Origin of the sequence: Streptomyces sp. NPDC093225 (assembly GCF_044753805.1) — a bacterium.
Taxonomy (GTDB): Bacteria; Actinomycetota; Actinomycetes; order Streptomycetales; family Streptomycetaceae; genus Streptomyces.
In genome coordinates this window covers 1-26,545 of sequence record NZ_JBIVNX010000079.1, presented here as the reverse complement: position 1 = coordinate 26,545, position 26,545 = coordinate 1, and the positions used below count along the sequence as shown (strand labels likewise).

Genomic DNA, 26,545 nt, shown 5'->3' with positions numbered 1-26,545 from the left:
CCCCAGGGGTGGGCCTGCCGCAGGGCCTGCAGGCCATGACGGGTCAAGAGGCGAGGGGACCCACACACCACGGGACGGCCCCACGAAGCCAGAGCCCACCCCGACACCGCCCAGCTCAGCAGCCCCGGCCCGCACAAACGCCGCAGGGGCGGTACGGAAGACCCGTACCGCCCCTGCCACACGAACCGAATCGAGCGACCAACAACAACGATCGACTCGAACGACCGACTAGAGCACCTTGGAAAGGAACGCCTTGGTGCGGTCGTGCTGCGGGTTGGTCAGGACGTCGCGCGGGTGGCCGGACTCGACCACGACACCGCCGTCCATGAAGACCAGGTTGTCGCCGACCTCGCGGGCGAAGCCCATCTCGTGCGTGACCACGATCATGGTCATGCCCGACTCGGCGAGGTCCCGCATGACGTCGAGGACGTCGCCGACGAGCTCGGGGTCGAGCGCGGACGTCGGCTCGTCGAACAGCATGAGCTTCGGCTCCATCGCCAGCGCACGGGCGATCGCCACACGCTGCTGCTGACCACCGGAGAGCTGCGAGGGGTAGTTGTTCCCCTTGTCGCCCAGGCCCACGCGGTCGAGCAGGCGGACGGCACGCTCACGAGCCACCGCCTTGGACTCCCGCTTCACCTGGACCGGGGCCTCCATGACGTTCTCTATCGCCGTCATGTGGGGGAACAGGTTGAAGCGCTGGAAGACCATGCCGATGTCGCGGCGCTGGGCGGCGACCTCGCTGTCCTTCAGCTCGTAGAGCTTGTCGCCCTTCTGCTTGTAGCCCACCAGGTGGCCGTCGACCGAGAGACGGCCGCCGTTGATGCGCTCCAGGTGGTTGATGCAGCGCAGGAAGGTGGACTTGCCGGAGCCGGACGGGCCGACCAGGCAGAAGACCTCGCGGGGGGCGACCTCGAGGTCGATCCCGCGCAGGATGTGGGCGGCGCCGTAGGACTTGTGGACGCCTTCGGCCTTGACCATCGGCTGGACGCTCATCGGGCGACCTCCGTACGGCGGAACATGTTCAGGTTGGCCTTCAGCCGCTGGAACGGGGTGGGCGGCAGGTTACGGATGGAGCCGCGGGCGAAGCGGCGCTCCAGGTAGTACTGGCCGACGCTGAAGATGCTGGTCAGGACCAGGTACCAGATGGAGGCCACGAAGAGCATCTCCATGACGGCGCCGGCCGTGTTGCCGATGTTGGACGAGGCGCGCAGGAGCTCGGTGTACTGGACGGCCGAGACCAGCGACGACGTCTTGAGCATGTTGATGAACTCGTTGCCCGTGGGCGGCACGATCACCCGCATGGCCTGCGGCAGGACGACCCGCCACATGGTCTTGGTCTGCGACATGCCGAGCGCGTGGGCGGCCTCGGTCTGACCCTCGTCGACCGACTGGATACCGGCCCGGACGATCTCCGCCATGTACGCGCCCTCGTTCAGGCCGAGGCCCAGGAGCGCGACCATGAACGGGGTCATGACGTCGACCATCTCGTTCTTGTAGATCGGTCCCAGGTTGAGGTACTGGAAGATCAGCGAGAGGTTGAACCAGACGAGCAGCTGCACGTACACCGGCGTGCCGCGGAAGAACCAGATGTAGAGCCAGGAGACGGCCCCGGTGACCGGGTTCTTCGAAAGGCGCATCACCGCGAAGAGGATGCCGAGGACCAGGCCGAGGGCCATGGAGGCCACGCTGATCACGATGGTCTTCCAGAGACCGCTCAGGACCGAGGGGTCGAAGAGCTTGTCCCACACCGTGTCCCAGATGATGTTGCCCTGGGAGAAGGCGTAGAGGAGCCAGCCGAGGAGGGCCACGACCACTACGGCACTGACGTAGCGGCCCCAGTGGCGCACGGGGATGGCCTTGATCGCCTCGAACGGAACTCCCGAGGCGCCGGGCCCGGCCGGAGCGGCGGCCGAGCCCTTGTCGATCTTGTCAGTCACAATGACTGCCCTTCAGTGGAGCGCGGAGATCACTTGCCGGCGTTGACGGTCGCCTGGGTGACCGCGCTGTCCTTGACGTTCCACTTCTCCAGGACCTTGGCGTAGGAGCCGTCCTTGATGATCGCGTCGAGGGCTTCCTTGACGGCGTCACGGAGCTGGGTGTTGTCCTTGGAGACGCCGATGCCGAAGAGGCCGACGTCCGCCTGGCTGCCGGCGACCTCGAAGTCGTTGCCGCCGCCGGAGGTCTTGGCGATGTACGCCGCGACCGGGTAGTCGTTCAGGTCGGCGACGGCGCCGCCGGCCTTGACGCGGGTCTGGGCCTCGGCGTCGGTGTCGAAGGCCTGGATCGTGAGCTTCTTGGCACCGCACTTCGTGGCCTGGGCCTTGAAGGTGTCCTCGTAGATCGTGCCGCGCTGGACGGCGACGGTCTTGCCGCAGAGGTCGTCGAGGGACTTGACGCCCTGCGGGTTGCCCTTCTTGACCAGCAGCGAGACGCCGGACGAGAAGTAGTCGACGAAGTCGATGCCCTTGCCGATCTTCTTGCCGGAGTCGTCCAGACCCTCCTGGCGCTTCTTGTTGTCGGTCATCGAGGACATGATCAGGTCCTGGCGGCCGGTGTAGATCGAGGTGATCAGACCGTCGAAGGTGCCCGAGACCATCTCCATCTTGACACCGAGCTGCTTGCCCAGCGCCTCGGCGAGGTCGGGGTCGACGCCGACGATCTTGCCGCCCTCGGTGAACTCCATGGGGGCGTACGCGGCGTCCGTGCCGATCTTGATGACCTTGGAGTCCTGGTACTTCTTCGGCAGCTTCGCGAAGAGCGGGGCGGCGCTGGAGGCCGGGGACTCGGACGACGACGAGCTGCTGCCCGCATCGGTCTGGTCGCCACAGCCGGCCAGCAGGAGGCTGCCTGCGACCGCGACGGCGCCGACCGCGGCGATGCGGGACCGGGTGGCGGTCGTACGACGGGTGGTGCTTGCGGTCATGAGCGTGTTCCTCCGGCATGGGGATGGACAGCGGCCGAAAAGGAGGTCCGGCACGCACCTTCGAGTGTCGCGACCTCGTGTGATTCCGCATCTTGCCATTCGGACCTCGGGAATCGGACGGCCAGCCAGGTCAAAATCGGATAACGGGTGCCCGGAGTTGTCCAACATGCCTGCGGACAAGGGTGATCGTCGCCGAAGTTTCTGGCGCGTAACCCCCTTGGAGCCGTGCTTTTTACTGCTCGTCTCGACCTGTGGACCAGGGCTGCCGGACTTAACGGCGAAACCGGACAATGCCCATAGGATCGACCAGCAATCGAGTCGTCTGGACGAGGCTCTTCGGGTACAACAGATCCTTACACCCCTCATCCGGGGCTCAGGGCGCGTGTGCGGCGCGCCCGCGCGTACGAAACCTCCCCTCCGAGGGAGGCGGGCTCACCCGCCGGCCGATATCGGAGCTCGAACGCGGTGCCCGCCCACCCCTGACCCAGGAGTGGAGTCACCCTCAACTATGAAGACTTAAGGGGTCAAAGAAGTGGCAGCGGAGATCGTCAATCCTCGCAGCGACAGCGTCACGGACAATAATCCGGACGCCGTCTTCGCGCTGCACCGCGGCGGCAAGATGGCCATCGAGGCCACCGTCCCGGTCCGCGACAAGGACGACCTGTCCCTGGCGTACACGCCGGGCGTGGCGAAGGTGTGCACCGCCATCGCCGAGCAGCCCGAGCTGGTCCACGAGTACACCTGGAAGTCCAACGTCGTGGCCGTCGTGACCGACGGGACCGCGGTGCTGGGCCTCGGTGACATCGGGCCCGAGGCCTCCCTCCCCGTGATGGAGGGCAAGGCCATCCTGTTCAAGCAGTTCGCCGGCGTGGACGCGGTCCCGATCGCGCTCGCCACCAAGGACACGGACGAGATCGTCGAGACCGTGATCCGCCTCGCCCCCTCGTTCGGCGGAGTGAACCTCGAGGACATCTCGGCGCCGCGCTGCTTCGAGATCGAGCGCCGCCTCCAGGAGGCCCTCGACATCCCGATCTTCCACGACGACCAGCACGGCACGGCCGTCGTGACCCTGGCCGCCCTGCGCAACGCCGCCAAGCTCACCGGCCGCACGCTGGGCGACCTGCGCGCGGTGATCGCGGGCGCCGGCGCGGCGGGCATCGCGATCGCCAAGATCCTGGTCGACGCGGGCATCGGCGACGTGTGCGTCACCGACCGCAAGGGCGTCGTCTCCGCCGACCGTACGGACCTCACCGACGTCAAGGCCGAGATCGCCTCCCTCACGAACAAGACGGGCCGCACCGGCTCGCTCGAGTCGGCCCTCGAGGGCGCGGACGTGTTCATCGGCGTCTCCGGCGGCTCGGTCGGCGAGGAGGCCGTGGCCACGATGGCGAAGGACTCCTTCGTCTTCGCCATGGCCAACCCGAACCCGGAGGTCCACCCCGACGTCGCGCACAAGTACGCGGCCGTCGTGGCGACCGGCCGCAGCGACTTCCCGAACCAGATCAACAACGTGCTGGCCTTCCCCGGCATCTTCGCGGGCGCCTTCAAGGTGCGCGCCTCCCGCATCACGGAGAACATGAAGATCGCCGCGGCGGACGCCATCGCCGGCGTCGTCGGTGACGAGCTCGCCGCCGACTACGTCATCCCGTCGCCGTTCGACGAGCGCGTCGCCGAGGCGGTCACCGCCGCGGTCGCCGCCGCCGCCCGCGCCGACGGCGTGGCCCGCGCGTAACGCCCGGAACCCGCGAAGGGCCCCGGCACCGGAGGGATCTCCGGCGCCGGGGCCCTTTCGTTCGAGCGGGAGGGGGCGCCCCTACCGGCCGCGCAGGACCGCGCCGATGGCGGTGGCGGCCTCGGCGAGCCGGGCCCGGGCCGCGGCGAGCTGCTCCTGCGTGACGCCGTGGTCACGGGCCGCGTCGCGGACGTCGTCGCGGAACCGGTCGAGCAGCCGGTCCAGGTCGCGGCCCGGGTCGCCGGTGGACCCGGCGTCGGCCGCCCAGCCCGCCGCGTCGGCCGCCGCGTCCGACGGGGCCGGCCCGTCCTGCTTGAGGAAGGCGTCCGCGGCGCCCCGCGCAAAGCCGCCGAGCTGCGTGGTGAGGTCGCTCAGCCCGTCCTTCATGCCCGACCGCGCGAACTGCTCCTGCAGCTGCCGGGCGATCCGCTGGACGTCGTCCCGGGCCCGGTCCTGGGCCTCCTTGGCCTGGCGGCGGGCCTGCTTGGCCTCCTCCCGGGCACGCCGGCTCTCGTCCTTCGCCCGGCGGGCCTGCTCCTTCCACTCCTGCCGGGCCTTGCGCAGCTCCTCCTTGGCGTGCTGCCAGGCCTCGCTGTCGGCGAAGGTCTCCTCGTGCCGCTGTTCGGCCCCGGCGGCCGCCGCCCGCATCTCGCGCCGCAGGTTCCCGGCTGCCCCGCGGACGTCGTCGCGTATCTCGGCGGCCAGCTCGGAGACCGACTCGCGGATCTCCAGCTCCAGGTCGGCCAGCTCACCGCCGCGACCGGCCAGCTCCTCGCGGCCGGCGTCGGTGATCGAGTAGACCTTGCGCCCGCCCTCCGTGGTGTGGGTGACGAGCCCCTCCGCCTCCAGCTTGGCCAGCCGCGGGTAGACGGTGCCGGCGGAGGGCGCGTACAGGCCCTGGAACCGCTCCTCCAGGATCCGGATCACCTCGTAGCCGTGGCGCGGGGCCTCGTCGAGGAGCTTGAGCAGGTACAGGCGCAGACGGCCGTGGGCGAAGACGGGCGGCATGTCAGAGCACCTTCTTGTCGAGGGCGAGCGGGGTGTCGGGGCCACCGGCGTCGGTGAAGGGGTCGGGGTCCGCCGCCGGCCGGCGCAGCAGCGCGATGGCGCCCGAGACGGTGGAGGCCCGCAGCGTGCCGGTGCCCGCGCCGAGGGTGCCCGTGACGCGCTTGGCACCCCACTGGCCGCTGACCCGCAGGTCCTCGAACGCCGTCCGCACCGACCCGCTGGCGGTGTGTGCCTCGACCCGCGCGTCCGCCGGGTGCGGGAGCCGGATGGCCACCTCGCCGGAGACGGAGGTCAACGCGATGTCGGCGGGTCCCGCCGCCGGGTCCAGGTCGAGCACCATGTCGCCGCTGACCGAGTCGGCACGTACGGACGCCCCGGCCCCGTCGACCACGGTCAGGTCGCCGGAAACGGACTTGAACCGCAGCTCACCGGTCACGGACTGGGCCTCCACGTCGCCGGAGACGGTGTCGGCGCGCACCGCGCCGGCCAGGCCGACCAGCGCGGTGTCCCCACTGACTCCCTTGACCTCGGTACCGCCCCGGATGCCGGACACCACCACGGCGGCGCCCACCGCCCCGAGCTCGACCCGGGCCGCGGCCGGCACGGTCAGGGTGACCTCGGCACTGCGCTGCCAGCTCTCACGGCTGAAGCCGTTCTTCTCGAAGCTCTTGAGGAAGCCCTTCCAGGACATGTCCTCGTACGCGACCGTCAGCGTGCCGTGCTCGTGCGTGACGATCAGCGGCGGTCCGTCGATCCGACCGACCTCCAGCCGTGCGGGTCCGTCGTCCTCGGTGGCGACGACGTTCACCGTGCCGTTCACGACACGGACCCTGACCTCCGCCACCGGCGCGTCGAAGGAAAGCTTCTGCGGCTCGGAGACCGTCCACGTCGACTGGGTCATCGTGCTGATCCTCCTCGGATCGGGGCCAAGAGCGACGCAACATATCGCGTCTCCCGCAAGACACGATATATCGCGCCCTCGCGAAGTCAAGCACGCCCCGCCCTCCGCAGACCGACCCGGGACGACGAGGCCGTCGGTCGCGGTGCCGTGGGTCCCGTGGTGTGTGGGGGAGGCGCTTGACGCGTCATGGCAGGCTGGTCCGGAGGCAGGCCCGGGCCTGGGGTGGCCGAAGGCCAGGGCGAAGCCCCGAAGCCCCAGGGGTGGGCCTGCCGCAGGGCCTGCAGGCCATGACGCGTCAAGCGCCGAGGGGACCCACACGCCACGGGACCCACACCCCACGAAGCCCCGGCCACCTACACGGCGGCAGCAGTCCGAGCACAACCGCACAAGCCGGACGGCGGCGAACCCCCGCGAACCGGACGGCAGCGACCCCGCACAAGGAGGCTCACAACGCAGCCCCACGAGGCGCCCCCACAAGGCCCGCGGAGCCCCACCTACCCCGCCCCGAGCAACGGACTCCCCTGCCGCCGCAGCCAGGCCCGGTACGCCTCCACCCGCAGCGCCGCCTCGCGGTAGGAGGCCCGGAGGTCGACGTAGACCTCCGGGTCGACGCCCGGCGCCGAGGCCAACAGCAGCCGCACGCCCAGCGGGTCCCCCCGGAGCGGCCGGATCGCCAGGTCCGACCGCGGCCCGGACGTGGGCTGGCACGGCGCCACCGCCTCACCCGTGGCGATCAGCGAGGCGGCCGAGTGGTAGTCCCCGTGCAGGTACGCCGGATCCAGCCCCGCGTCCGTCAGGACCCGCCGCAGCCCGGCCCATTCGCCGTCCACCGACGGGTCCACCATCCACCGGTCGCCCGCCAGGTCGGCGAGGTCGACCACCGCCTGCCGGGCCGCGGGATGGTCACGGGCCATGGAGACGAACTGCGGCTCCCGCTCGACCAGCACGCGCACCTCGACCCCCGCCGGCACCCGCAGCGGGCTGCCCTCCACCTCGTGGACGAAGGCCACGTCCAGTTGCCCCGCCGCGACCATCCGCAGCAGGGCGCTGGCCGAAACGTCGACCATCAATGAGGTCTCGGTGTCCGGAAGTCGCCGCCGCAGCCGCCGGAGCCAGCCGGGGAGGGCGCGGCTGGCGGTGGAGCCGATCCGCAGCCGGGGGCCGAGCGCGGCCGCCCGTGCCTCGGCGACCAGGGAGGCCATGCCGTCCAGCAGCGGGCGGGCGTGACCGAGGACCGTACGCCCGAGCGGCGTGGGCCGGCAGCCGGTGCGCTCGCGCAGGAACAGCTCACCGTCCAGGGCCCGTTCGATCCGGCGCAGTTGGGTCGTCAAGGAAGGCTGGCTGACGCCGAGCTGACGGGCCGCCTTGTGCAGGCTGCCCGTCTCGGCGATGGCGCACAGGGCGCGCAGGTGCCTCACCTCGAGCTCCATGCACCGAGCGTAAAGCGGTCCCCAAAGGCACACCAGCCACCATCGAAGCATCTCTTTCCGCCAATTTCACGGGAGTTGGCGACGGTGATACCTCCGGGTTATCACGTGATGGCATCATCCGCCGGCCCCGGCGGCTCCCCCACACTCCGGTAGCGGAACGATCCACCCCCCACACCGGATCAGGAGCCGCACCATGCGTCGTCCCCGCACCGTCTTAGCGTCCGCCATCGGCCTGGGCCTCGCCGCCGCCCTGGGCGCGGTCCCCGCCACCGCCGCCGCGGCACCCGCCCCGCAGGCCGGCCGGACCACCGCCGCAACCGCCTCCTACACGGCGTACGAGCGCTCGAAGGAGAACGCGGCCGCCAACCGGGCGTTCTTCCAGGCCGTCATGAAGTCGGTGGCCGCCCGCCGCGCCGCGCACCCCGGCGCCGCCGCGTCCGTCACGGTCTACTACAGCACCCGAAACGCCCCCAGCTTCCGCACCCAGATAGCCCGCAGCGCGCAGATCTGGAACGGCTCGGTCGCCAACGTGAAGCTCGCCGAGTCCAGCAGCGGCTACGACTTCGCCTACTACGAGGGCAACGACTCGCGGGGTTCGTACGCGAGCACCGACGGGCACGGCAGCGGCTACGTGTTCCTCGACTACCGCCAGAACCAGCAGTACAACTCCACCCGCGTGACCGCCCACGAGACCGGGCACGTGCTCGGGCTGCCCGACCACTACTCGGGTCCGTGCAGCGAGCTGATGTCGGGCGGCGGCCCGGGGACGTCCTGCACGAACGCGTACCCGAACGCGAACGAGCGCTCCCGCGTCGACCAGCTCTGGCGCTACGGTCTGGCGGCCACCGCCACGAAGGGCTGAGGCCGACCGGGCCGCACCGGCCCGACCGGCCCTGACCGGGGCCGGGCACCAGCGGCGCGGGCCTCAGCCCGTCCGGTGCCCGGCCCCGGTGCCGTGCTCGGACCCGTACGCAGGGCAGTCAGGGTTCCGGCAGGGCCCCGGGCCCCACGCGGGCACGTAGGCACCGAGCGTCTTGTGCCGGTGGACCACCTCGTCCACCGGTGTGCCGCACGCGGCGCAGTGGCGCGGCTGGCCGGGCGCGTTGCGCAGGTGCGGCTCCGGCGGCTGCTCCGCGTCACCCGAGGCCGACGACGTCCGCCCACCGGCGTCTCCGTCGCCGTACCCACCAGGCACACCCGGCCCACCGGACCCACCCGGCCCGCCGGACCCACCCGGCCCGCCTGCCGTACCCCGTGCCCCCGTCACACCCTCTCCGCCTGCCATATCCCCACGGTAGGCCCCGAAGGCCCGGGCGTCCCTCCGAACCGACCACCGGTCACCCCGGCACCGCACGCGCCCCGCCGCTCACCCCCGCGGCTTGCGCCACATCGGCACCATCTGCGGCCCGTCCGGGAGCTGCACGGGCGTGCCCGTGGCCTCGAAGCCCAGCCGCTCGTACAGCGGCACGCTGCGCGCGCTGCTCGCCTCCAGGTACGCCGCCACGCCCTCGCGGTCGCAGCGCTCGAGCACCGGCCGGATCAGCTCGGTGCCCAGGCCCTCGCCCTGGCGGGCGGGGTCGACCGCGATCATCAGCAGGTACTCGTGCTCCTCGTGCGTGGGGTGCAGCTCGTCCATCAGGCGGCCCACCGTCTCGCACCGCTCGTTGTCGGGGTCGGCCGTCGCCCGCATGAGCGCCGGTACGTCGACGTCGTCCGCCGCCGGCTCGTGCTCGCCGGCCGGCACCCGCATCCACAGGGCGGCGGCCGAGCCGTCCGCGGCGTAGTCGATCCGCCCCTCGGCCAGGGTGACGTCGACGAACACCCCGAGGAACTTGCCGTGCACGGCACGCCGGTGCTCCGGGTCCGGGAAGACCCAGCTGCTCACCGGGTCGTCCTGGAAGGCCTCGTCCAGCAGCCCCGCCACCGCGTCCCGGTCCTCGGGTCCCGCCTGCCGTATCTCCAGCGCCACCGCTCGTCCGTCCTTCCGTCGCCGTACCGCTCGCGATCGATGCCCGGGCCACTGCGGCCGCCGGGTCAACATGCGGGTCCGATCCTAGAGTTGGACGGCACGAGGGGCCCGCCCGCATGACCGGAAACGGTCAGCGGACGAGCCCCTCCCGACATCAGCACCCCCTCAGTGCGTGCGCCGCGTCACGAACTCCGCCAGGGCCAGCAGTCCGCCCGCCGCCCCGAGGTCGGGGACGGCCCGCGAGAGCTGCTGCACCGCCCGGCCCATGCGGTCCGCGGCGTGCGCCTGCGCCCAGTCGCGGCCGCCCGCCCGCTCGACGGCCTCGGCGGCCAGCCGGACGTCCGCCCCCTTCATCGGCCCGGCGTACAGGCGCGCCAGGTCGGCGCCGGCCGGGGTGCCCGAGGTGAGCGCGGCCACCACGGGCAGGGACTTCTTGCGGGCGGCCAGGTCGGCGCCGGCGGGCTTGCCGGTGTGCTCCGGGTCGCCCCAGATGCCGATCAGGTCGTCGATGAGCTGGAACGCGAGCCCCGCCTCCCGCCCGAAGGCGTCCATGGCCTCGACCTCCTCCTCCCCCGCGCCCGCGTAGAGCGCGCCGAGGGCGCAGGAGCAGCCGAGCAGGGCTCCGGTCTTGGCGAGGGCCATGGTCAGGCACTCGTCGAGGTCGACGTCGGCCCGCTCCTCGAAGGCGCAGTCCGCCTGCTGGCCGGCGCACAGTTCGACGACGCAGGCCGCGAGCCGGGCGGAGGCCCTCGCGGCCGCCGGGTGCGGGTCCCGGGCGAGGCCGCGCAGGGCGTGCGCCAGCATGGCGTCCCCGGCCAGGAGGGCGTCCGGTAGCCCGAACACCGTCCAGGCCGTCGGGCGTCCGCGACGCCGGGAGTCCTCGTCGATGATGTCGTCGTGGAGCAGCGTGAAGTTGTGCACCAGCTCCACCGCGGCGGCCGGCCGGACCGCGTCCTCGGCCCGGCCGCCCAGGGCCTCGGCCGCCGCCAGGACGAGCGCGGGCCGGATGGCCTTGCCCGCCCGGCCGGCGGCCGCGCCGCCGTCCGCGTGCACCCAGCCGAAGTGGTACTGCGCGACGCGGCGCAGGGGACCGGGGAGCTGTTCCACGGTCCGTCGTAGTTCGGGGTCGACCGCTTCCCTCGTCCGCTCCAGCAGGGCCGCGGCCTCGTGCCCCTGGATCCCGGTGGTCGCCATGGCGTCCCCTCCGACCGCCGGGCTCAGCGCCAACGGCCGATCTCGACGTTCTCCAGCACGCCGAGGGCGTCGGGCACCAGCACGGCGGCGGAGAAGTAGGCGGTGACGAGGTAGGAGATGATCGCCTGCTCGTTGATGCCCATGAAGCGGACGGACAGGCTGGGTTCCAGCTCGTCGGGGATGCCGGGCTGGTGCAGGCCGACCACGCCCTGTTCGTCCTCGCCGGTGCGCAGGCACAGGATCGAGGTGGTGCGGGCGTCGCTGACCGGGATCTTGCTGCAGGGGAAGATGGGCACCCCGCGCCAGGCCGGCACGTGGTGTCCGTCCACCTCGACCGGGGTGGGGTAGATGCCGCGCTTGTTGCACTCGCGGCCGAAGGCGGCGATGGCCTTGGGGTGGGCGAGGAACATCTTCGACCCGCGGCGCATGCTGAGCAGCTGGTCCATGTCGTCGGGGCTGGGGACGCCGTCGTGCGGCTGGATCCGCTGGTCGTACTCCGCGTTGTGGAGCAGGCCGAAGTCGCGGTTGTTGACCATCTCGTGCTCTTGGCGCTCGCGCAGCGCCTCGACGGTCAGCCGCAGCTGCTGCTCGGTCTGGTTCATCGGCTGGTTGTAGAGGTCCGCGACGCGGGTGTGCACGCGCAGCACGGTCTGGGCGATGCTCAGCTCGTACTCGCGCGGGCGGGCGTCGTAGTCCACGAAGGTGCCGGGCAGCTCGGCCTCGCCGACGTGGCCGGCGGAGAGGTCGATGGCGGCCTCGCCGAACTTGTTGGTGCGCTGGGCGGGGAGGCTGCGGACGCGGGCGACGTGCCGGCCGAGGGACTCGACGCGGTCGGCGAGCAGCAGGAAGTCCTGGCGGGTCAGGACGAGCGCGGTACCGGAGGTGGCGGCCCGGGCGGTGTACTCCCAGATCGCCTCGCCGTCGGTGAGGCTCTGCTCGCCGAAGTACGAGCCGTCGGCGACGGTGCCGACGACGGCGTCGTCCCCGTACGGGCCGGGGCCGACCTGGTCGATGCGGCCGTGGGCGAGGAGGTAGACCTCCTCGGCGCGGCTGCCGAAGGAGGTGAGCTCCTCGCCGGCCTCGAAGTCGCGCTGGCGGCAGCGCTGTGCCAGCTCGGTGAGGACGTCGAGGTCCTCGTAGTCGCGCAGCAGCGGCAGTTCGCCGAGCTCCGCGGGAATCACCTGGACCCGGTCGCCGGTCTTGACGAAGGTGACGCGGCCGTCGCCGACGGAGTAGCTCAGGCGCCGGTTGACCCGGTACGTACCACCCTGCACGGGGACCCACGGGAGCTTCTTCAGGAGCCACCGGGAGGTGATCTCCTGCATCTGCGGCGCGGACTTGGTCGTGGTTGCCAAGTTCCGTGCCGCCGCGGTACCGAGGCTGCGCTGCGGCTGGCCCTCGCGAGTTTCGGAACCTGCCTGGACCGACATCTCATTCCCCTTTGATCACGCGGAGCTGCCGCAGAAGCCTTTCAGCGCGATCGGCGGTGGGACCATTACACAAAAGGGTGGGACTACTCCGTGTGGGTGTGGGCAACCTGTGAGGTTCACGCCGTCGCCGCCCAACTCCCCCACGACCCACGACTTCCGGCCAGACCTTAACTTGATTACGAGATGCAAGTTTTCTAGGGTGTGGGCATGCGGCTGACGCGATTCACCGATCTGGCGCTGCGGGTCCTCATGCGCCTCGCGGTCGAACGGGACGACCTCCCCACCACCCGCGACGTGGCGGCGACCATGCAGGTCCCCTACACGCACACCGCCAAGGTGGTCGCCAGGCTGCAGCACCTCGGACTGGTCGAGGCCCGGCGCGGCCGCGGCGGCGGACTCACGCTCACCCCCGCCGGCCGGACCGCCTCGGTGGGCGGCGTCGTGCGTGAACTCGAGGGTGCGGGCGACGTCGTGGACTGCGAGGGCACCGAGCCCTGCCCGCTGGCCTCCGCGTGCCGACTGCGCGGCGCGCTGCGCCGGGCCCAGGAGGCGTTCTTCGCCACCCTGGACCCGCTGACCGTCGAGGAACTGGTGACGGCCCCGACCGGCCCGCTGCTGATCGGCCTCACCGGAGGTACGGGCCGCCCGTCGACGGGATCGCCACCACCCGGCCCGTGATTGGCCGGTAACCACCCCCGCGCGGCCCCACCCGCGCCCGTCTCGCACACATGCCCACCCCCACACCTACTCACCCGCACCCACTCACCCACTCGCCCACACCCAAAAATACGTATCTCAGATACCAATTATTGTGAGGAGCCCCCGTTGCTTTCCGAGAAGTCGACCGCGACCGTCCGCGCCACCCTCCCCGCCGTCGGGGCGGCCATCGGCGAGATCACGGAACTCTTCTACGCTCGGCTGTTCACCGCCCACCCGGAGCTGCTGCGCGACCTGTTCAACCGCGGCAACCAGGCGGCCGGCCTCCAGAAGCAGGCACTGGCCGGTTCGATAGCCGCCTTCGCCACCCACCTCGTCGAGCACCCCGACACCCGCCCCGACGTGATGCTGAACCGCATCGCGCACAAGCACGCCTCCCTCGGCGTCACGCGCGAGCAGTACGCGGTCGTCCACGAGCACCTCTTCGCCGCGATCGTGGAGGTGCTCGGCGAGGCCGTCACCCCCGAGGTCGCCGCGGCGTGGGACGAGGTCTACTGGCTGATGGCGAACGCCCTGGTCGCCATCGAGGCCCGGCTCTACGCCGAGCAGCAGGTCACCGCGGGCGACGTGTGGCGGGAGTGGCGGGTGGTCGGCCGGATCGAGGAGACCGTCGACTGCGCCACGTTCCAGCTGGTCCCGGCGGACGGCGCCCCCGCCCCCGCCTTCCGGGCCGGCCAGTACGTCTCCGTCCAGGTGACGCTGGCCGACGGCGCCCGCCAGATCCGCCAGTACAGCCTCTCCACCGCACCCGGTTCCCCGGTGCGCGCCGTCACCGTCAAGCGGGTCCACGGCGGCGCCACCCCGGACGGCGAGGTGTCGAACCACCTGCACGCGCACGTCCGGGCCGGCGACACCCTGCGGATCTCCGCCCCGTACGGCGACCTGGTCCTCGCCGACTCGACCGCCCCCGTGCTGCTCGCCTCCGCCGGGATCGGCTGCACCCCGATGCTGTCGATGCTGGAGCACCTCGCGGAGAGCGGGCACCGGGCGCCGGTGGCCGTCGTGCACGCCGACCGCTCCCCCGCCGACCACGCGCTGCGCGCCGACCACCGCCGGCTGACCGGCAAGCTCGCCGACGCGGCCGCGCACTTCTTCTACGAGCAGGACGCCGAGGAGGGCGACCGCACGGGGCTGGCCGACCTCGACGCCCTCCCGCCGCTGGCCCCGGGCACCCGGGCCTACCTGTGCGGGCCGCTGCCCTTCATGCGCGCGGTGCGCGAGCAGCTGCTGGCACAGGGGGTCCCGGCCGCCGACATCCACTACGAGGTCTTCGGCCCGGACCTCTGGCTCGCGTCCTGACCGTGCCCCGCGGCGCCGCGCCCCCCGCCCCACGGGGCGCGGCTCCACGCCCATCCCCTCACGTACCGTGTCCGAATCGGCTCGCACGGTAACCGAACGAGGTTTGCCGGAACTTCTACTTCCGGTACACCCGCCGTACGAGGCGGTGCGCGTCCGGGCGCCCGCCACGTCGGCGAAGGAGGCGGCGATGTCCCAGCCCATGTCCGCGGACGGGTTCAAACGGGCGCTGGTCGGCGAGGGCCTGACGGTGGTGGAGGTGGGCCACTGGCGCACCCACAACCGCAACCACAAGGGCCTGTGGGGCCCCGTCCACGGGGTGATGATCCACCACACGGTCACCCGCGGCACCGCGTACACGGTCGCGCTCTGCCGTGACGGTGACAGCCGCCTGCCCGGCCCGCTCTGCCACGGCGTGATCACCAAGGACGGCAGGGTGCACCTGGTCGGCTACGGCCGCACCAACCACGCGGGTTCCGGCGACCACGACGTGCTGGCGGCGGTGATCGCCGAGAAGGGGCTGCCGCCCGACAACGAGCGCGGCACCGACGGCAACCGCTACTTCTACGGTTTCGAGTGCGAGAACCTCGGCGACGGGGAGGACCCCTGGCCGGCCGTGCAGCTCGACGCCATCGCCCGGGCCGCGGCCGCCGTCTGCCGCCGCCACGGCTGGACGGAGCGCTCGGTGATCGGACACCGGGAGTGGCAGCCGGGGAAGGTCGACCCGCTGGGCTTCACGATGGCCTCGCTGCGGGCCCGGGTCCGGGAGCGCCTGAAGTGACCGGGCCCGCGACCGGGCCCCGGAAAAGCCCCAGGGCCACGGTGTCGGACGGGACCCTCAACCCGCCCGGCACCGCAGCCCGGAGTTGCTTCGGCCGAAGGGTGTGCGGTCCCTGCGGCCGGTGGGGAGGCCACCTGCGCGGTCAGGGCAGAACGCGCGGCGTACCTCGCTCCGTCCTCCTGTGCGGGGAGGGCGGAAGCATGTCGCATCACCTTGCGATGACACGAGCATTGTGGACTAGACCATTCTGCCCTGTCCATCCAAGAACAGGGACCGGCGGCCCGTCACTTCCTCCAACATACGCGGCACACCCCCGGTCTGGGTATTCCCCACGGCGATTCTCCCAGCGAAAGCCCAGGTACCCTCGGCCATGTGCCATCCATGAACGACCTCGTACGCCAGCACACCGCGCTCAGCGAGACCGAGCTGGAGTGGCTGCACATGCTCGTCTCCGAGTGGCAGCTGCTCTCCGACCTCTCGTTCGCCGACCTCGTGCTGTGGGTTCCCACCCTGGACGGCACCCGGTACGTCTCGGTCGCGCAGATGCGCCCGAACACCGGGCCCACCTCCTACCAGGACGACATGGTCGGCCACCTGGTGCCGCGCGGCCGCCGCCCGCTGCTCGACGCGGCGCTCGACGAGGGCCGGATCGTGCGCGAGGGCGACCCGGAGTGGCGCGAGGAGGTGCCGGTCCGCGTGGAGTCGATCCCGGTACGGCGCGAGGGCCGGGTCCTCGGGGTGATCGCCCGCAACACGAACCTGCTGACGGTGCGGACGCCGAGCCGGCTGGAGCTGACCTACCTGCAGTCCGCCTCCGACCTGGCGCAGATGATCGCCGCCGGAACGTTCCCGTTCCCGGGCCAGCAGGTCGACATGGACGCCTCGCCGCGGGTCGGCGACGGGTTGATCCGCCTGGACGCCGAGGGCGTGGTCACGTACGCCTCCCCCAACGCGCTCTCCGCCTACCACCGCCTGGGCCTGGCCTCCGACCTGGTCGGCCAGCACCTGGGCACCATCACCGCCGAGCTCGCCCCCTCCCGCGGACCGGTCGACGAGGCCCTGGTCAAGCTGGCCAGCGGCTGGGCCCCGCGCGAGACGGAGATCGAGGCGAACGGCGGGGTGATCCAGCTCCGGGCGATTCCGCTCAAGCCCAAGGGGACCCGGATCGGTTCTCTGGTCCTGTGCCGGGACGTGACCGAACTCCGCCGCCGCGAGCGGGAGTTGATCACCAAGGACGCCACCATCCGGGAGATCCACCACCGGGTGAAGAACAACCTCCAGACGGTTGCGGCGCTGCTGCGCCTGCAGGCCCGCCGGATGGACTCCCCCCAGGGCCGCGAGGCGCTCAACGAGGCGGTGCGGCGGGTCGGTTCGATCGCCATCGTCCACGAGACGCTGTCCCAGAACCTGGACGAGCGGGTGGAGTTCGACGAGATCGCCGACCGCGTGATCGCGATGGTCGCGGAGATCTCACCGGGCAAGGTGGACTGCCGGCGGCTCGGCCGGTTCGGCATCCTTGACGCGGAGGTCGCCACCCCGCTGTCGATGGTGCTGACCGAGATCCTGCAGAACGCGCTGGAGCACGCCTTCGCCCCGGGCGAGCGCGGCACGGTCGAGGTCTCCGCGTCCCGCAGCGGCCACGGTCGCGACGACCAGCGGCTGCTGATCACCGTGCTGGACGACGGGCGCGGCCTGCCCGAGGGGTTCGACCCGCAGCGGGCGGGGAACCTGGGGCTGCAGATCGTACGGACGCTCGTCGAGGGCGAGCTGGGCGGCAGCTTCGACATGCTCCCCGGCCCCGACGGCGGCACCAAGGTGGTCCTCGACGTCCCGGCGACGTCCCAGAAGTAGCCGCGGAACCGGCCCGGGAGGGCCGGTCACGCAGTGTGATCACGGCGGTTCCGGCGGCCGCGGCCCCCGCACAGCACTGAGCCCCGGACCGTGGCTACGGTCCGGGGCCCAAGAGCACGTTGCTGAGCGCTACGGGTGCTACGCGCTGCGGCTCGAGGCTCGAAAGTCGATGTCAGGCGCTGGCGTTGCGCGCCCGGTTGCGAGCGGCGCGGCGCTTCATGGCGCGGCGCTCGTCCTCGCTGAGGCCGCCCCAGACGCCGGAGTCCTGGCCGGACTCGAGCGCCCACTGCAGGCACTGCTCCATGACGGGGCAGCGGCGGCAGACGGCCTTGGCTTCCTCGATCTGCAGCAGCGCAGGACCGGTGTTGCCGATGGGGAAGAACAGCTCGGGGTCTTCCTCACGACAAACGGCGTTGTGACGCCAGTCCATGGCTGCTACCTCTCTTGTGTGTCTTGCACGGTGCTTGTGAATGTGAACGCTTTCACGAATCCCTACGCGAGGGAAGGGCCGACGCCCAGGTGTTACCTGGTGCGGTCCGATTCGTGGAGGGGTTCTGGCGGTCATGGGGGCCGGTTGTGCGGGCTGTCCCGATCGCCATGTAGAGATTCGCAAACCTCGGACGGGGATACAACCCCTTCCGGAAAGTTTTTTTTGATTCGTCGGTGTCGACTAGGTCACAGCCGTACTTCTATGGGGTGGACCCGCGCCTAAACGTTCGACTGAAAGGACTTTGGGCTCTTCTACTCACACAATCACACGCAGTGCACGGCGTACGCCTGTGAACCGCACGCTCGTACGCAGTCCGAGGTGGTCCCCGTCCATCTGGAAGGGAAGGGGCGCCTTCGAATGCAAGGTGAAGTCCGTCAGATCGTGCAGAGTGACCGCGTGCTTGCCCTGCGGGCCGCGCTCAGGAGTCGAGGTCAGGAGCTGTGTCGCGTACCGCGCGATCGCCGGAGTTGACAAACGGTCCAGGCCAAGCACGTCAAGTGCGGTGTCGAAGGACGCCTCCGGGGACGCGTACAGGGGCTTGTTGCCCAAATAGGTCCACGGCGACGTGTTGCACACTATCGACAGCACGAGGTCACGAACCGGCTCGGCGTCCGGCCGCTCCAGCGTGATCATGCCGTGCCGCCGGTTCGGCTCCTCGAGGAACTGGCGTACGAGCTGCCGTACGTACAGGGCGTGCGTCGAACGCTTCCCGCGCTCGCGCTGCTGCTCCACCCGGCCCACGACCCCCGCGTCGAAGCCGAAGCCCGCGCAGAAGGTGAACCAGCGCTCCGGCACCGACTCGTCCTCGGTACCCGGGGCACCCGCCGCCAGGCCCAGCCCCACGGTCCGCTCCCGCCGCTCGCGCAGCGCGTCCAGGATCGCGCCGGTCGCCTCGACCGGGTCGTTCGGCAGCCCGAGCGCCCGCGCGAACACGTTGGTGGATCCGCCGGGCACCACGGCCAGACCGGGCAGCCGGTCGGGGTCCGGACCCTCGTGCAGCAGTCCGTTCACGACCTCGTTGACCGTGCCGTCCCCGCCGAGCGCGACCACCAGGTCGACGTCGCCGCCCTGCGCCGCCTTCCGGCCCAGGTCGCGCGCGTGCCCCCGGTACTCGGTGGTCACCGCCTCCAGCTTCATCTCGCTGGCCAGGGCGTGGATCAGGACGTCGCGCACGCGCGCACTGGTGGTGGTAGCCGCCGGATTGACCACGAGAAGTGCACGCATGAGCGCCAGATTACCCACCCGTCACCACGGCGCACAGGCGGGTCGCCCGTCACCCGCGGCTACCCTGCTGGGGTGAGTACGAAGCAGACCCCCACCCCCGCGGAGCCCGCCGCCCCCGGCCCGGTGCCCGCCCGGCTGACCGCCGCCGCGGCACTGACGGCGCTGGAGGGCCTCGCGCTCGCGGGCCTCGGCGTCTGGATGCTGCTGGCCGGCGTCCTCGGGCACGTCGACTCCGTCCAGCAGGCGGAGACCGGCGGCATCACGCTCATCGCCCTCGCCGCACTGCCGCTGGCCGCCGCCCGCGGACTGCGGCTGCGCCGCAAGTGGAGCCGCGGACCCGCCATGATCACCCAGGTGATGGCGCTCCCGGTGGCGTGGACCCTGTACCAGACGGGCGGGGCCATGATCGCCGCCGCGGCCGCGCTGGCCGCCGCCGCCGGCACCGTCGCCTGGCTGCTGGTCCATCCGGAGACCACGCTGGCCCTGACCACCACGGCGACCGCCGGGACCGAGTAGGACCCACGAACGACGGATCCCCCGCGGAGGACTGCTTCCTCCCCGGAGGATCCGTCGTTCCGGGACCGTCCGCCGGCCCGGCACGCGTACGCCCTCACTCCTCCACGAGGAGCTTGTCCCGCAGCTGCGCCAGCGTCCTGGCCAGCAGCCGCGAGACGTGCATCTGCGAGATGCCGACCTCCTGCGCGATCTGCGACTGGGTCATGTTGCCGAAGAACCGCAGCAGCAGGATCCGCTTCTCCCGCGGCGGCAGCCCCTCCAGCAGCGGCTTGAGGGACTCGCGGTACTCGACCCCCTCCAGCGCCTCGTCCTCCGCGCCCAGGGTGTCCGCCACCGCCGGGGACTCGTCGTCCGTGTCCGGCACGTCCAGCGACAGCGTGCTGTAAGCGTTGGCCGACTCCAGCCCCTCCAGCACCTCCTCCTCGGAGATGCCCAGCCGCTCCGCGAGCTCGTGGACCGTCGGCGAGCGACCGTGCTGCTGGGAGAGTTCCGCGGTGGCCGTGGTCAGCGCCAGCCGCAGCTCCTGGAGGCGCCGCGGGACCCGTACGGCCCAGCCCTTGTCACGGAAGTGCCGCTTGATCTCGCCGACCACCGTCGGGGTGGCGTACGTGGAGAACTCGACCCCGCGGTCCGGGTCGAACCGGTCCACCGACTTGATCAGGCCGATGGTGGCCACCTGGGTCAGGTCGTCCAGCGGCTCGCCGCGGTTGCGGAACCGCCGCGCCAGGTGCTCCACCAGCGGCAGGTGCATCCGCACCAGCCGGTTGCGCAGCTCCGCCCGCTCCGGGGAACCCTCGGGGAGCCCCCGCAGCTCGACGAACAGCGCCCGCGCCCCACTGCGGTCGCGCGGATCGCTCGCCCCTGCCGCCACCTCGTTGTCGGATTGCTCGTTCTCGCTCATAGGGCCCGCCCGTCGCTCCGCCGAGTCCAAAAAGCCGTCGTCCGCGGGGTGCGGCCGGGCGTGCTGCTGCTCCGGGATGCCCCCGCCGGCGGCATGCGCCACCCGTGGCCGCCCCCGGACCTCGTCCGGAGGGACCCCCGCGCCCCGCACCGGGGCCTCCTCGCCGCTCACGCCGGACCGGGTCCCGCGCCGCGCTGTTTGTAGAGGCTGATACTGACGGTCCGGTCCTCGGCGACCGTCGACTCGACCTTGCCCGCCAGCGCGGACAGCACGGTCCAGGCGAACGTGTCGCGCTCCGGGGCGCGCCCGTCCGTGGTCGGCGCGGTCACGGTCACCTCCAGTGAGTCGTCCACCAGCCGGAAGACACAGCTGAGGACGGAGCCGGGGACGGCCTGCTGGAGCAGGATCGCGCACGCCTCGTCGACCGCGATACGCAAATCCTCGATCTCGTCGAGGGTGAAGTCCAAACGTGCCGCGAGGCCGGCCGTGGCCGTACGCAGCACCGACAGGTATGCACCCGCGGCCGGCAGCCGGACTTCGACGAAGTCCTGGGTCCCGGGCTCGCCCGCGATCTGGGACACCCTCACCTCCAAGGTGGTACGAGCTGAAGTTCGCCGGTGACGCTATCGCGATCCGAGCGGTCGTGTCGCGGCGCCCCCATCCCGCGGACGTGACTGATGGTAAGCCCACGGGTACGCACAGTGGCTAGGGGTGTGCGGTCCCAAATCGGGGGAACCGGCGGAGGGTTGACCTACCCCGCCGCCAGGGGCCTCACACGACCTCCGGAACACGGTCCCCGCAGCACGGCCGAGGGACCGGGGGAGCGCCGGCCCGGACGTACCCGAAGAGGGGGCGTACCAGGGGCCGCACCAGGGGTCACACCAGGGCGCAGTCCACGTAGCACCAGCGCCACGTCTCGCCCGGCTCGTGGCTGCGCATCACGGGGTGGCCGGTCTCGGCGTAGTGGGCCGTGGCGTGCCGCAGCGGGGACGAGTCGCAGCAGGCCACCTTCCCGCACTCCAGACACATCCGCAGCTGCACGGGGTCCGTCCCGGCCGCCACGCACTCGGCACAGGTCATGCCCTGCGGCACGGGCTCGGGGCGCGGCAGTACGGGAAGGTGGGGGCAGTCGCTCATGATGGCCAGCGTACGTCGGTACGGTGGCAGCGCCGTCGGTGTACGGGGTCGGCGGGGTCGGGCGGGTGGAGGGAGAACGGAGCCGCGATGGACGCATTGCCGCTGGTGTGGCTGGTGGCGGGGAGCGCCGTCGTCGCCGGAATCGCCCGCCGGACGCCGGTACCGGCACCGCTCCTGCTCGTGGTGGTCGGGCTGGCCGTCTCGTACCTGCCCGGGGTCCCCCCGTACGGGCTGGACCCGCACATCGTGCTGCCGCTGCTGCTGCCGCCGCTGCTGTACACGGCCGCGGTCGACTCCTCGTACCTGGACCTGCGGGCCAACGCGCGGCCGGTGGCGATGCTGTCGATCGGGTACGTGCTCTTCGCGACGCTGGTCGTGGGGTGGGTGGCGTACCTGCTGGTGCCGGGGCTGCCGCTGTCGGCGGCGCTGGTGCTGGGCGCCGTGGTGGCGCCGCCGGACGCCGTGGCCGCCACCGCGATCGCCCGCCGGCTGCGGCTGCCGGGCCGCATCACGACGATCCTGCAGGGCGAGTCCCTGGTGAACGACGCCACCGCGATCACCGCGTACAAGGTGGCGCTGGCCGCGGTGGTCGGGGAGAGCGCCGGCTGGGCGGGCGGGATCGCCGAGTTCCTGCTGGCCTCGGTGGGCGGGGTGGGGGTGGGCCTGCTGCTGATGGTCCCGCTGCACTGGCTGCGCACCCACCTCAGCAGCGCCCTGCTGCAGAACACGCTGTCGCTGCTGATCCCGTTCGTGGCGTACGCGGCGGCCGAGCGGGTGCACGCGTCCGGGGTGTTGGCGGTGGTGGTGGTCGCGCTGTACCTCGGGCACCGCAACTGGCAGGTGGACTTCGCCACGCGGCTCCAGGAGGAGGCGGTGTGGAAGATGGTCGCCTTCGTGCTGGAGTCCGTGGTGTTCGCGCTGATCGGCCTCCAACTGCCGGTGGTGCTGGAGGGGCTGGGCGCGTACCAGGGGGCGGACGCGGCCTGGTACGCACTGGCGGTGTTCCTGGTGGTGGTGGCCGCCCGGTTCGTGTGGGTGCTGCCGGCGGCCTTCGTGCCGCGGCTGCTGTCGCGCCGGAGCCGGACGCGGGTGCCCGCGCCGGACGACCTGTCGGGGAAGTCCGCGGTGGTCGTGGGCTGGGCGGGGATGCGAGGGGTGGTGTCGCTGGCGGTGGCGTTCTCGATCCCGCTGGCGCTGGAGGGGGGCGAGCCGTTCCCGGCCCGGAACCTGATCCTGTTCCTGACGTTCACGACGGTGATCGGCACGCTGGCGGTGCAGGGCCTGACGCTGCCGGTGCTCATCCGGGTGCTGCGACTGCCGCCACCCGACGCGCAGCAGCAGACCCTGATGGAGGCGCAGGCCCAGAACACGGCGTCGCTGGCGGCCGAGAGCCGGCTGGACGAGCTGCTGGAGGACCCGCGCAACGCCCTGCCGAAGCCACTGGCCGACCGGCTGCGCACGGTGCTGGAGCGGCGCCGGAACGCGGTGTGGGAGCGGCTGGGCGCGGTGAACGCGGAGACGGGCGAGTCGGCCGACGACACCTACCGGCGGCTGTCGCGGGAGATGATCGAGGCGGAGCGGGAGGTCTTCGTGGACCTGCGCGACAAGCGGCGGATCGACGACGAGATGCTCCGTACGCTGCTGCGCCGCCTGGACCTGGAGGAGGCCGCCGCGTACCGGGAGTCGGCGGACTGACCCGTCTGCCGGGGCGCCGGCCCGAGTCCTGCGCCTCAGGCGCCCGCCGGGCTGGGGCCCGGTCTCGGCCACAGACCCCGCGCCTCAAACGCCGCGGGGCTGGAGCTGCCCCCTTTCGCCGCCTGGCTGGACGTGTCGGCGGTGGGGGCAGAATCCAGCCCGCGCGGCGTTCGAGCGCACCCGGCGCGGAACGCCGGGGATTCCCGGGCGGAGCCCGGTGGGGCGGCGTCCGTGGTCGCGAGCCACGGTTGCGGGAAGGGGCGGGGAGGGGCGACCGCCCCGCAGGGCCCCCGGGCCCCCCTACGGCGCGCCGGTGATCACGGCGGCGAGCCGCGTCCCACGGGGAAACGCCCCCTCGGCCGCGAGCGCCACGAGGGCGTACAGCAGCTTCGCGACGTAGACCCGCTCGACGCGCAGCCCGTGCCGCTCCTCGAAGTCGGCCGCGAAGGCCTCGAGTTCGGCACTGGTCCGGGCGTAGCCGCCGAAATGGAACCGCCCCTCCAGCGCCCAGCGGCCCCGCGGCCCGCCGAAGGCCGCGTCCTGCAGGGCCCGTACCTCCGCCCCGAGGAAGTCGCCCCGCAGCACGGGCACGCCGAGCGCCCGCTGGTCGGGGCCGAGGCCGGCGGCCAGGCCGGCGAGGGTCCCGCCGGTGCCGCAGGCCACGGCCGCGACGTCGACGAGGCCGCGCAGCTCCGCGCCGAGCTCCTGGCAGCCACGGACGGCGAGGGCGTTGCTACCGCCCTCGGGGACGACGTAGGCGTCCTCGGCGCGGGCGTCCCGCAGCAGCCGCGCGAGCACGTCGGGCTCGGCCTTGCGCCGGTAGTCGCCGCGCGGCACGAAGTGCAGCCGCATGCCGTCGGCGGCGCAGCGGGCGAGGGAGGGGTTCAGGGGCCGGTCGGCGAGTTCGTCGCCGCGTACGACGCCCACGGTCGCGAAGCCGAGCAGCCGGCCGGCAGCGGCGGTGGCCCGCAGGTGGTTGGAGTACGCCCCGCCAAACGTGACGAGCGTGCGGCGGCCCTGCGCGCCGGCCTCGGCGAGGTTCAGCGAAAGCTTTCGCCACTTGTTGCCGGCAGGGTAAAGATCCATTGGTCCACGTACGTCCATGTCCCACGGAACGGTGGTGTGGATCAGGTCGTCCCGCTTCAGCAGCAGGCGGACGCCGTGCCGCTCGAACCGCTCGTCATGGATCTCCTGCAACGGGGACGGCGGGCGCGGCTGCAGGAGCACGTCAAGGTTCGCGGGGCGGTTCACCCGTCCATTGTGGGGCGCTCCCGTCCTCGCCGTCGCACGTCAGGGCCCCACCCACACAGAGCGGGCCGTGCGAGCGGGGCCGGGGCCGACGTGCTGGACCGCCTTGCTCGCCGTCGCCCGGCGGGGCGGGGTCTACGCGTCGCGGCTGACCCGGGCGTGATCGGTGAACACGCGCCGGAACAGGTCGTGCCCGGTCCGCCCGGCGTGCCGGAGCGCCCAGTCCTGCGCTCCTTCCTGTTCGTCGTGCGCGCCCGACTCGGCTCCGCAGCCTTCGGCGACGCAGAACGCCTCGTAGGTCACCCCGCCTTCCGGGGCGTGGCGGATGGCGTGGGGGACGTAGCGCAGCACGGCGCGGGTCATCGGCTCACCTTCGTGTGCGGGTGCTGACGGATCTCGACGTTGCAGTCCACGACCCCCGACCGGTCCCGAAGCCGGTGGTACTCGGTGCGCTGTACGACCAGGGCAGCACAGACGCCGCACGTCGGGTCCGTCGGATCGGGGTCGGGCACGGGAAACGGATCACACTGTTCGACCTGCTGCCACAATCCCCGCACCATTCCGGATCCCTTCGTACCTCGCTGGTACCGGGATCGTCGCCGTGGTGATCAGGACGGGGGAACCTCGTACGTTTCCCACTTCGGGACGTCCCACGGCCTGTAGAACGTCCCCATGCAGAACGAGCGGTTAAGGGCCTTGATGGCATCCGGTGGCTGGACCCACGCGTCCCTGGCGAGCGCCACGGGCGTCGACCCGAAGAGCGTGGAACGCTGGGTCAACCTCGGACGCACTCCACGGCGGGCAACGGCGCTGTTGGCTGCCGAGACACTGGGCGAGGACGTCCACGCACTATGGCCGGTGCTGAGACAGGCCCGTGCCGCGCGGGCCGTCAGCCCCGAACTGGTGGCGCTGTACGACCAGCGAGCGGACCTTCCCGTCTCCGTGTTCGTGGACCTGCTGACGACAGCTCGCGAGCGGATCGACGTGTTGGTCTACGCGGCGGTCTACCTGCACGAGGCGTATCCCCGGCTCGGCGAAGTCCTTCGGGAACGTGCGGCGGATGGCTGCGCGGTCCGGATCGCCATCGGTGACCCGGACAGCGAGACCGTCCGGCGGCGCGGACAGGAGGAGCGATTCGGGCACGGCATCGAATCCCGTTGCCGTCTCGCCCTCATGCACTACCGACCCTTGGTCGGCGTTCCCGGCATCGAGCTGCGAACACACGGCACGACCCTCTACAACAGCCTCTACCGGGCGGATGGCGAAGTCCTGGTCAATGCCCACGTCTGGGGTGTGAACGCGTACGGTGCGCCCGTGTGGCACCTTCGGCGCCACGAAGCCGGGGGGATGTTCGACACCTACGCGGAGAGCTTCGACGCGGTGTGGGGGACGGCCCGTCCCGTGGAGGAATGACCCGATGGCCCGGACCGAGTACTACGACGACCTCCACGCTCCCGAGCCGAACAGCATGGTCGTGGCGGCCTCCGCCGTCGTCACGGACGACCGGGGCCGCATCCTGCTGCAACGGCGCCGCGACAACGACCTGTGGGCCCTCCCCGGCGGAGGGATGGACCTCACGGACTCCCTCCCCGGCACGGCCGTCCGGGAGGTCAAGGAGGAGACCGGGCTCGACGTGGAGGTCACGGGACTGGTCGGCACGTACACGGACCCGAAGCACATCATCGAGTACAGCGACGGCGAGGTCCGCCGCCAGTTCAACGTCTGCTTCACGGCCCGCATCATCGGGGGCGCGCTGGCGATCTCGGACGAGAGCACGGAACTCCGCTTCGTGGAGCCGGCCGAGCTGGGGACTCTGCCCATGCATCACACCCAACGGCTCCGTATCCACCATTTCCTGGAACATCGGCCGACGCCCTACCTCGGCTGAGCACAGCTCTGGCGGCTGCCACCCGGGGGGTACGGGTCGTCCTGTGGTCGTTCCCCTTCGGCTTGGTGGGTGGCCGGGTGGCCGGGTGGGCTGGTGGCCTTGTGGGGGCGGCCCGGGGTGGGGTGGGCTCGCTTCGGGGGTGGGTCCCGTGGTGCGTGGGTCCCCACGGGGGGGGGGGGGGGGGGGGGCGCGGCGGCCCCCCCCCCCCCAC

Annotated in this window: 26 protein-coding genes; 10 read left to right on the top strand and 16 right to left on the bottom strand. The window is 71.9% G+C overall.

Going from position 1 to position 26,545, the window contains the following annotated elements; all coding sequences use genetic code 11:
- Positions 1-228: 228 nt before the first annotated feature.
- From ACIQCH_RS36535 to ACIQCH_RS36525, 3 genes are read right to left on the bottom strand one after another with little or no spacing between them, the layout of a single operon-like run.
- A complete protein-coding gene (locus tag ACIQCH_RS36535; RefSeq protein ID WP_402588339.1) occupies positions 229-996 on the bottom strand; it encodes an amino acid ABC transporter ATP-binding protein in 768 nt (255 codons plus the stop codon).
- Positions 993-1,940, bottom strand: a complete 948-nt coding sequence (locus ACIQCH_RS36530) for an amino acid ABC transporter permease (RefSeq protein WP_402588337.1) — start codon at positions 1,938-1,940, stop codon at positions 993-995. Before ACIQCH_RS36530 ends, ACIQCH_RS36535 begins: the two co-directional genes overlap by 4 nt.
- Before the next feature lie 29 nt (positions 1,941-1,969).
- Complete coding sequence (locus tag ACIQCH_RS36525; protein ID WP_402588335.1) at positions 1,970-2,926, bottom strand: ABC transporter substrate-binding protein; 957 nt, start codon at positions 2,924-2,926, stop codon at positions 1,970-1,972.
- A 532-nt stretch (positions 2,927-3,458) separates the two neighbouring features.
- Between ACIQCH_RS36525 and ACIQCH_RS36520 the strand changes: the two genes are divergently transcribed.
- Complete coding sequence (locus tag ACIQCH_RS36520) at positions 3,459-4,658, top strand: NADP-dependent malic enzyme (protein WP_402588333.1); 1,200 nt, start codon at positions 3,459-3,461, stop codon at positions 4,656-4,658.
- An 81-nt stretch (positions 4,659-4,739) separates the two neighbouring features.
- Here the strand turns inward: ACIQCH_RS36520 and ACIQCH_RS36515 are convergent, their stop codons facing one another.
- The 3 genes from ACIQCH_RS36515 to ACIQCH_RS36505 all read right to left on the bottom strand — a co-directional run bounded on the left by ACIQCH_RS36515 (position 4,740) and on the right by ACIQCH_RS36505 (position 7,997).
- Entirely contained in the window at positions 4,740-5,666 is a 927-nt protein-coding gene (locus tag ACIQCH_RS36515) for a helix-turn-helix transcriptional regulator (RefSeq protein WP_402588331.1), read from the bottom strand.
- A gap of 1 nt (position 5,667) precedes the next feature.
- On the bottom strand, positions 5,668-6,567 hold the full coding sequence (locus ACIQCH_RS36510; protein ID WP_402588329.1) for a DUF4097 family beta strand repeat-containing protein: 900 nt from the start codon (positions 6,565-6,567) through the stop codon (positions 5,668-5,670).
- 494 nt (positions 6,568-7,061) lie between these two features.
- Positions 7,062-7,997, bottom strand: coding sequence for a LysR family transcriptional regulator (locus ACIQCH_RS36505; RefSeq protein ID WP_402588327.1), 936 nt, complete (start codon positions 7,995-7,997; stop codon positions 7,062-7,064).
- A 193-nt stretch (positions 7,998-8,190) separates the two neighbouring features.
- On the opposite strand from ACIQCH_RS36505, the gene snpA reads away from it, so the two are divergent.
- Positions 8,191-8,859: a snapalysin gene (snpA, locus tag ACIQCH_RS36500; protein ID WP_402588326.1), complete on the top strand. Its 669-nt coding sequence runs from the start codon at positions 8,191-8,193 to the stop codon at positions 8,857-8,859.
- A 504-nt stretch (positions 8,860-9,363) separates the two neighbouring features.
- Here the strand turns inward: snpA and ACIQCH_RS36495 are convergent.
- From ACIQCH_RS36495 to ACIQCH_RS36485, 3 genes are all read right to left on the bottom strand, one after another.
- The gene (locus ACIQCH_RS36495) at positions 9,364-9,966 is read right to left on the bottom strand and encodes a GNAT family N-acetyltransferase (RefSeq protein WP_402588324.1); all 603 of its coding nucleotides are present in this window, start codon (positions 9,964-9,966) and stop codon (positions 9,364-9,366) included.
- 165 nt (positions 9,967-10,131) lie between these two features.
- Positions 10,132-11,160: a family 2 encapsulin nanocompartment cargo protein polyprenyl transferase gene (locus ACIQCH_RS36490; RefSeq protein WP_402588322.1), complete on the bottom strand. Its 1,029-nt coding sequence runs from the start codon at positions 11,158-11,160 to the stop codon at positions 10,132-10,134.
- A gap of 23 nt (positions 11,161-11,183) precedes the next feature.
- Positions 11,184-12,590 carry a family 2B encapsulin nanocompartment shell protein gene (locus tag ACIQCH_RS36485; protein WP_402588320.1) on the bottom strand — a complete coding sequence of 469 codons (1,407 nt, stop codon included), beginning with the start codon at positions 12,588-12,590 and terminating at the stop codon, positions 11,184-11,186.
- A 207-nt stretch (positions 12,591-12,797) separates the two neighbouring features.
- Here ACIQCH_RS36485 and ACIQCH_RS36480 point away from each other — a divergent pair, with 207 nt between their 5' ends.
- The 4 genes from ACIQCH_RS36480 (at position 12,798) to ACIQCH_RS36465 (ending at position 17,235) form a co-directional block, all read left to right on the top strand.
- Entirely contained in the window at positions 12,798-13,268 is a 471-nt protein-coding gene (locus ACIQCH_RS36480) for an RrF2 family transcriptional regulator (protein ID WP_402588318.1), read from the top strand.
- Positions 13,269-13,415: 147 nt separating this feature from the next.
- Entirely contained in the window at positions 13,416-14,606 is a 1,191-nt protein-coding gene (locus tag ACIQCH_RS36475; protein WP_402588316.1) for a globin domain-containing protein, read from the top strand.
- A 187-nt stretch (positions 14,607-14,793) separates the two neighbouring features.
- Complete coding sequence (locus ACIQCH_RS36470; RefSeq protein ID WP_402588314.1) at positions 14,794-15,384, top strand: N-acetylmuramoyl-L-alanine amidase; 591 nt, start codon at positions 14,794-14,796, stop codon at positions 15,382-15,384.
- 381 nt (positions 15,385-15,765) lie between these two features.
- Positions 15,766-17,235, top strand: coding sequence for a sensor histidine kinase (locus tag ACIQCH_RS36465; RefSeq protein ID WP_030207178.1), 1,470 nt, complete (start codon positions 15,766-15,768; stop codon positions 17,233-17,235).
- 172 nt (positions 17,236-17,407) lie between these two features.
- Here ACIQCH_RS36465 and ACIQCH_RS36460 read toward each other — a convergent pair whose 3' ends face one another.
- Together ACIQCH_RS36460 and ACIQCH_RS36455 are read right to left on the bottom strand one after the other, a co-directional pair.
- Positions 17,408-17,665, bottom strand: a complete 258-nt coding sequence (locus ACIQCH_RS36460) for a WhiB family transcriptional regulator (RefSeq protein ID WP_003953983.1) — start codon at positions 17,663-17,665, stop codon at positions 17,408-17,410.
- Positions 17,666-17,980: 315 nt separating this feature from the next.
- Complete coding sequence (locus ACIQCH_RS36455; RefSeq protein ID WP_402588312.1) at positions 17,981-18,949, bottom strand: diacylglycerol/lipid kinase family protein; 969 nt, start codon at positions 18,947-18,949, stop codon at positions 17,981-17,983.
- 72 nt (positions 18,950-19,021) lie between these two features.
- On the opposite strand from ACIQCH_RS36455, the gene ACIQCH_RS36450 reads away from it, so the two are divergent.
- The gene (locus tag ACIQCH_RS36450; protein ID WP_402588310.1) at positions 19,022-19,465 is read left to right on the top strand and encodes a hypothetical protein; all 444 of its coding nucleotides are present in this window, start codon (positions 19,022-19,024) and stop codon (positions 19,463-19,465) included.
- A gap of 94 nt (positions 19,466-19,559) precedes the next feature.
- Here the strand turns inward: ACIQCH_RS36450 and ACIQCH_RS36445 are convergent, their stop codons facing one another.
- From ACIQCH_RS36445 to ACIQCH_RS36435, 3 genes are all read right to left on the bottom strand, one after another.
- The gene (locus ACIQCH_RS36445) at positions 19,560-20,537 is read right to left on the bottom strand and encodes an RNA polymerase sigma factor SigF (protein ID WP_402588308.1); all 978 of its coding nucleotides are present in this window, start codon (positions 20,535-20,537) and stop codon (positions 19,560-19,562) included.
- The gene (locus ACIQCH_RS36440; RefSeq protein WP_030207196.1) at positions 20,534-20,947 is read right to left on the bottom strand and encodes an anti-sigma regulatory factor; all 414 of its coding nucleotides are present in this window, start codon (positions 20,945-20,947) and stop codon (positions 20,534-20,536) included. Before ACIQCH_RS36440 ends, ACIQCH_RS36445 begins: the two co-directional genes overlap by 4 nt.
- Positions 20,948-21,242: 295 nt before the next feature.
- Positions 21,243-21,503 carry a UBP-type zinc finger domain-containing protein gene (locus tag ACIQCH_RS36435; protein WP_402588307.1) on the bottom strand — a complete coding sequence of 87 codons (261 nt, stop codon included), beginning with the start codon at positions 21,501-21,503 and terminating at the stop codon, positions 21,243-21,245.
- Between the two features lie 87 nt (positions 21,504-21,590).
- Here ACIQCH_RS36435 and ACIQCH_RS36430 point away from each other — a divergent pair, with 87 nt between their 5' ends.
- Positions 21,591-23,198, top strand: coding sequence for a Na+/H+ antiporter (locus ACIQCH_RS36430; protein ID WP_402588305.1), 1,608 nt, complete (start codon positions 21,591-21,593; stop codon positions 23,196-23,198).
- Positions 23,199-23,498: 300 nt separating this feature from the next.
- Here ACIQCH_RS36430 and ACIQCH_RS36425 read toward each other — a convergent pair whose 3' ends face one another.
- Complete coding sequence (locus ACIQCH_RS36425; RefSeq protein ID WP_402588303.1) at positions 23,499-24,449, bottom strand: 1-aminocyclopropane-1-carboxylate deaminase/D-cysteine desulfhydrase; 951 nt, start codon at positions 24,447-24,449, stop codon at positions 23,499-23,501.
- A 132-nt stretch (positions 24,450-24,581) separates the two neighbouring features.
- The gene (locus tag ACIQCH_RS36420; protein ID WP_402588301.1) at positions 24,582-24,809 is read right to left on the bottom strand and encodes a hypothetical protein; all 228 of its coding nucleotides are present in this window, start codon (positions 24,807-24,809) and stop codon (positions 24,582-24,584) included.
- A 309-nt stretch (positions 24,810-25,118) separates the two neighbouring features.
- Here ACIQCH_RS36420 and ACIQCH_RS36415 point away from each other — a divergent pair, with 309 nt between their 5' ends.
- Together ACIQCH_RS36415 and ACIQCH_RS36410 are read left to right on the top strand one after the other, a co-directional pair.
- Complete coding sequence (locus ACIQCH_RS36415; RefSeq protein ID WP_402588299.1) at positions 25,119-25,859, top strand: DUF5919 domain-containing protein; 741 nt, start codon at positions 25,119-25,121, stop codon at positions 25,857-25,859.
- 4 nt (positions 25,860-25,863) lie between these two features.
- Positions 25,864-26,334 (top strand): NUDIX domain-containing protein, encoded by a 471-nt coding sequence (locus ACIQCH_RS36410; RefSeq protein ID WP_402588297.1) that lies wholly within the window; start codon positions 25,864-25,866, stop codon positions 26,332-26,334.
- Positions 26,335-26,545: the final 211 nt, after the last annotated feature.

Excerpts from the sequence above, each read along its gene's own strand:
- ACIQCH_RS36535 (WP_402588339.1), bottom strand. The coding sequence starts at position 996 with ATGAGCGTCCAGCCGATGGTCAAGGCCGAAGGCGTCCACAAGTCCTAC.
- ACIQCH_RS36525 (WP_402588335.1), bottom strand. The coding sequence starts at position 2,926 with ATGACCGCAAGCACCACCCGTCGTACGACCGCCACCCGGTCCCGCATC.
- ACIQCH_RS36515 (WP_402588331.1), bottom strand. The coding sequence starts at position 5,666 with ATGCCGCCCGTCTTCGCCCACGGCCGTCTGCGCCTGTACCTGCTCAAG.
- ACIQCH_RS36510 (WP_402588329.1), bottom strand. The coding sequence starts at position 6,567 with ATGACCCAGTCGACGTGGACGGTCTCCGAGCCGCAGAAGCTTTCCTTC.
- ACIQCH_RS36505 (WP_402588327.1), bottom strand. The coding sequence starts at position 7,997 with ATGGAGCTCGAGGTGAGGCACCTGCGCGCCCTGTGCGCCATCGCCGAG.
- snpA (WP_402588326.1), top strand. The coding sequence starts at position 8,191 with ATGCGTCGTCCCCGCACCGTCTTAGCGTCCGCCATCGGCCTGGGCCTC.
- ACIQCH_RS36490 (WP_402588322.1), bottom strand. The coding sequence starts at position 11,160 with ATGGCGACCACCGGGATCCAGGGGCACGAGGCCGCGGCCCTGCTGGAG.
- ACIQCH_RS36485 (WP_402588320.1), bottom strand. The coding sequence starts at position 12,590 with ATGTCGGTCCAGGCAGGTTCCGAAACTCGCGAGGGCCAGCCGCAGCGC.
- ACIQCH_RS36480 (WP_402588318.1), top strand. The coding sequence starts at position 12,798 with ATGCGGCTGACGCGATTCACCGATCTGGCGCTGCGGGTCCTCATGCGC.
- ACIQCH_RS36470 (WP_402588314.1), top strand. The coding sequence starts at position 14,794 with ATGTCCCAGCCCATGTCCGCGGACGGGTTCAAACGGGCGCTGGTCGGC.
- ACIQCH_RS36465 (WP_030207178.1), top strand. The coding sequence starts at position 15,766 with ATGAACGACCTCGTACGCCAGCACACCGCGCTCAGCGAGACCGAGCTG.
- ACIQCH_RS36460 (WP_003953983.1), bottom strand. The coding sequence starts at position 17,665 with ATGGACTGGCGTCACAACGCCGTTTGTCGTGAGGAAGACCCCGAGCTG.
- ACIQCH_RS36455 (WP_402588312.1), bottom strand. The coding sequence starts at position 18,949 with ATGCGTGCACTTCTCGTGGTCAATCCGGCGGCTACCACCACCAGTGCG.
- ACIQCH_RS36435 (WP_402588307.1), bottom strand. The coding sequence starts at position 21,503 with ATGAGCGACTGCCCCCACCTTCCCGTACTGCCGCGCCCCGAGCCCGTG.
- ACIQCH_RS36430 (WP_402588305.1), top strand. The coding sequence starts at position 21,591 with ATGGACGCATTGCCGCTGGTGTGGCTGGTGGCGGGGAGCGCCGTCGTC.
- ACIQCH_RS36420 (WP_402588301.1), bottom strand. The coding sequence starts at position 24,809 with ATGACCCGCGCCGTGCTGCGCTACGTCCCCCACGCCATCCGCCACGCC.
- ACIQCH_RS36415 (WP_402588299.1), top strand. The coding sequence starts at position 25,119 with ATGCAGAACGAGCGGTTAAGGGCCTTGATGGCATCCGGTGGCTGGACC.
- ACIQCH_RS36410 (WP_402588297.1), top strand. The coding sequence starts at position 25,864 with ATGGCCCGGACCGAGTACTACGACGACCTCCACGCTCCCGAGCCGAAC.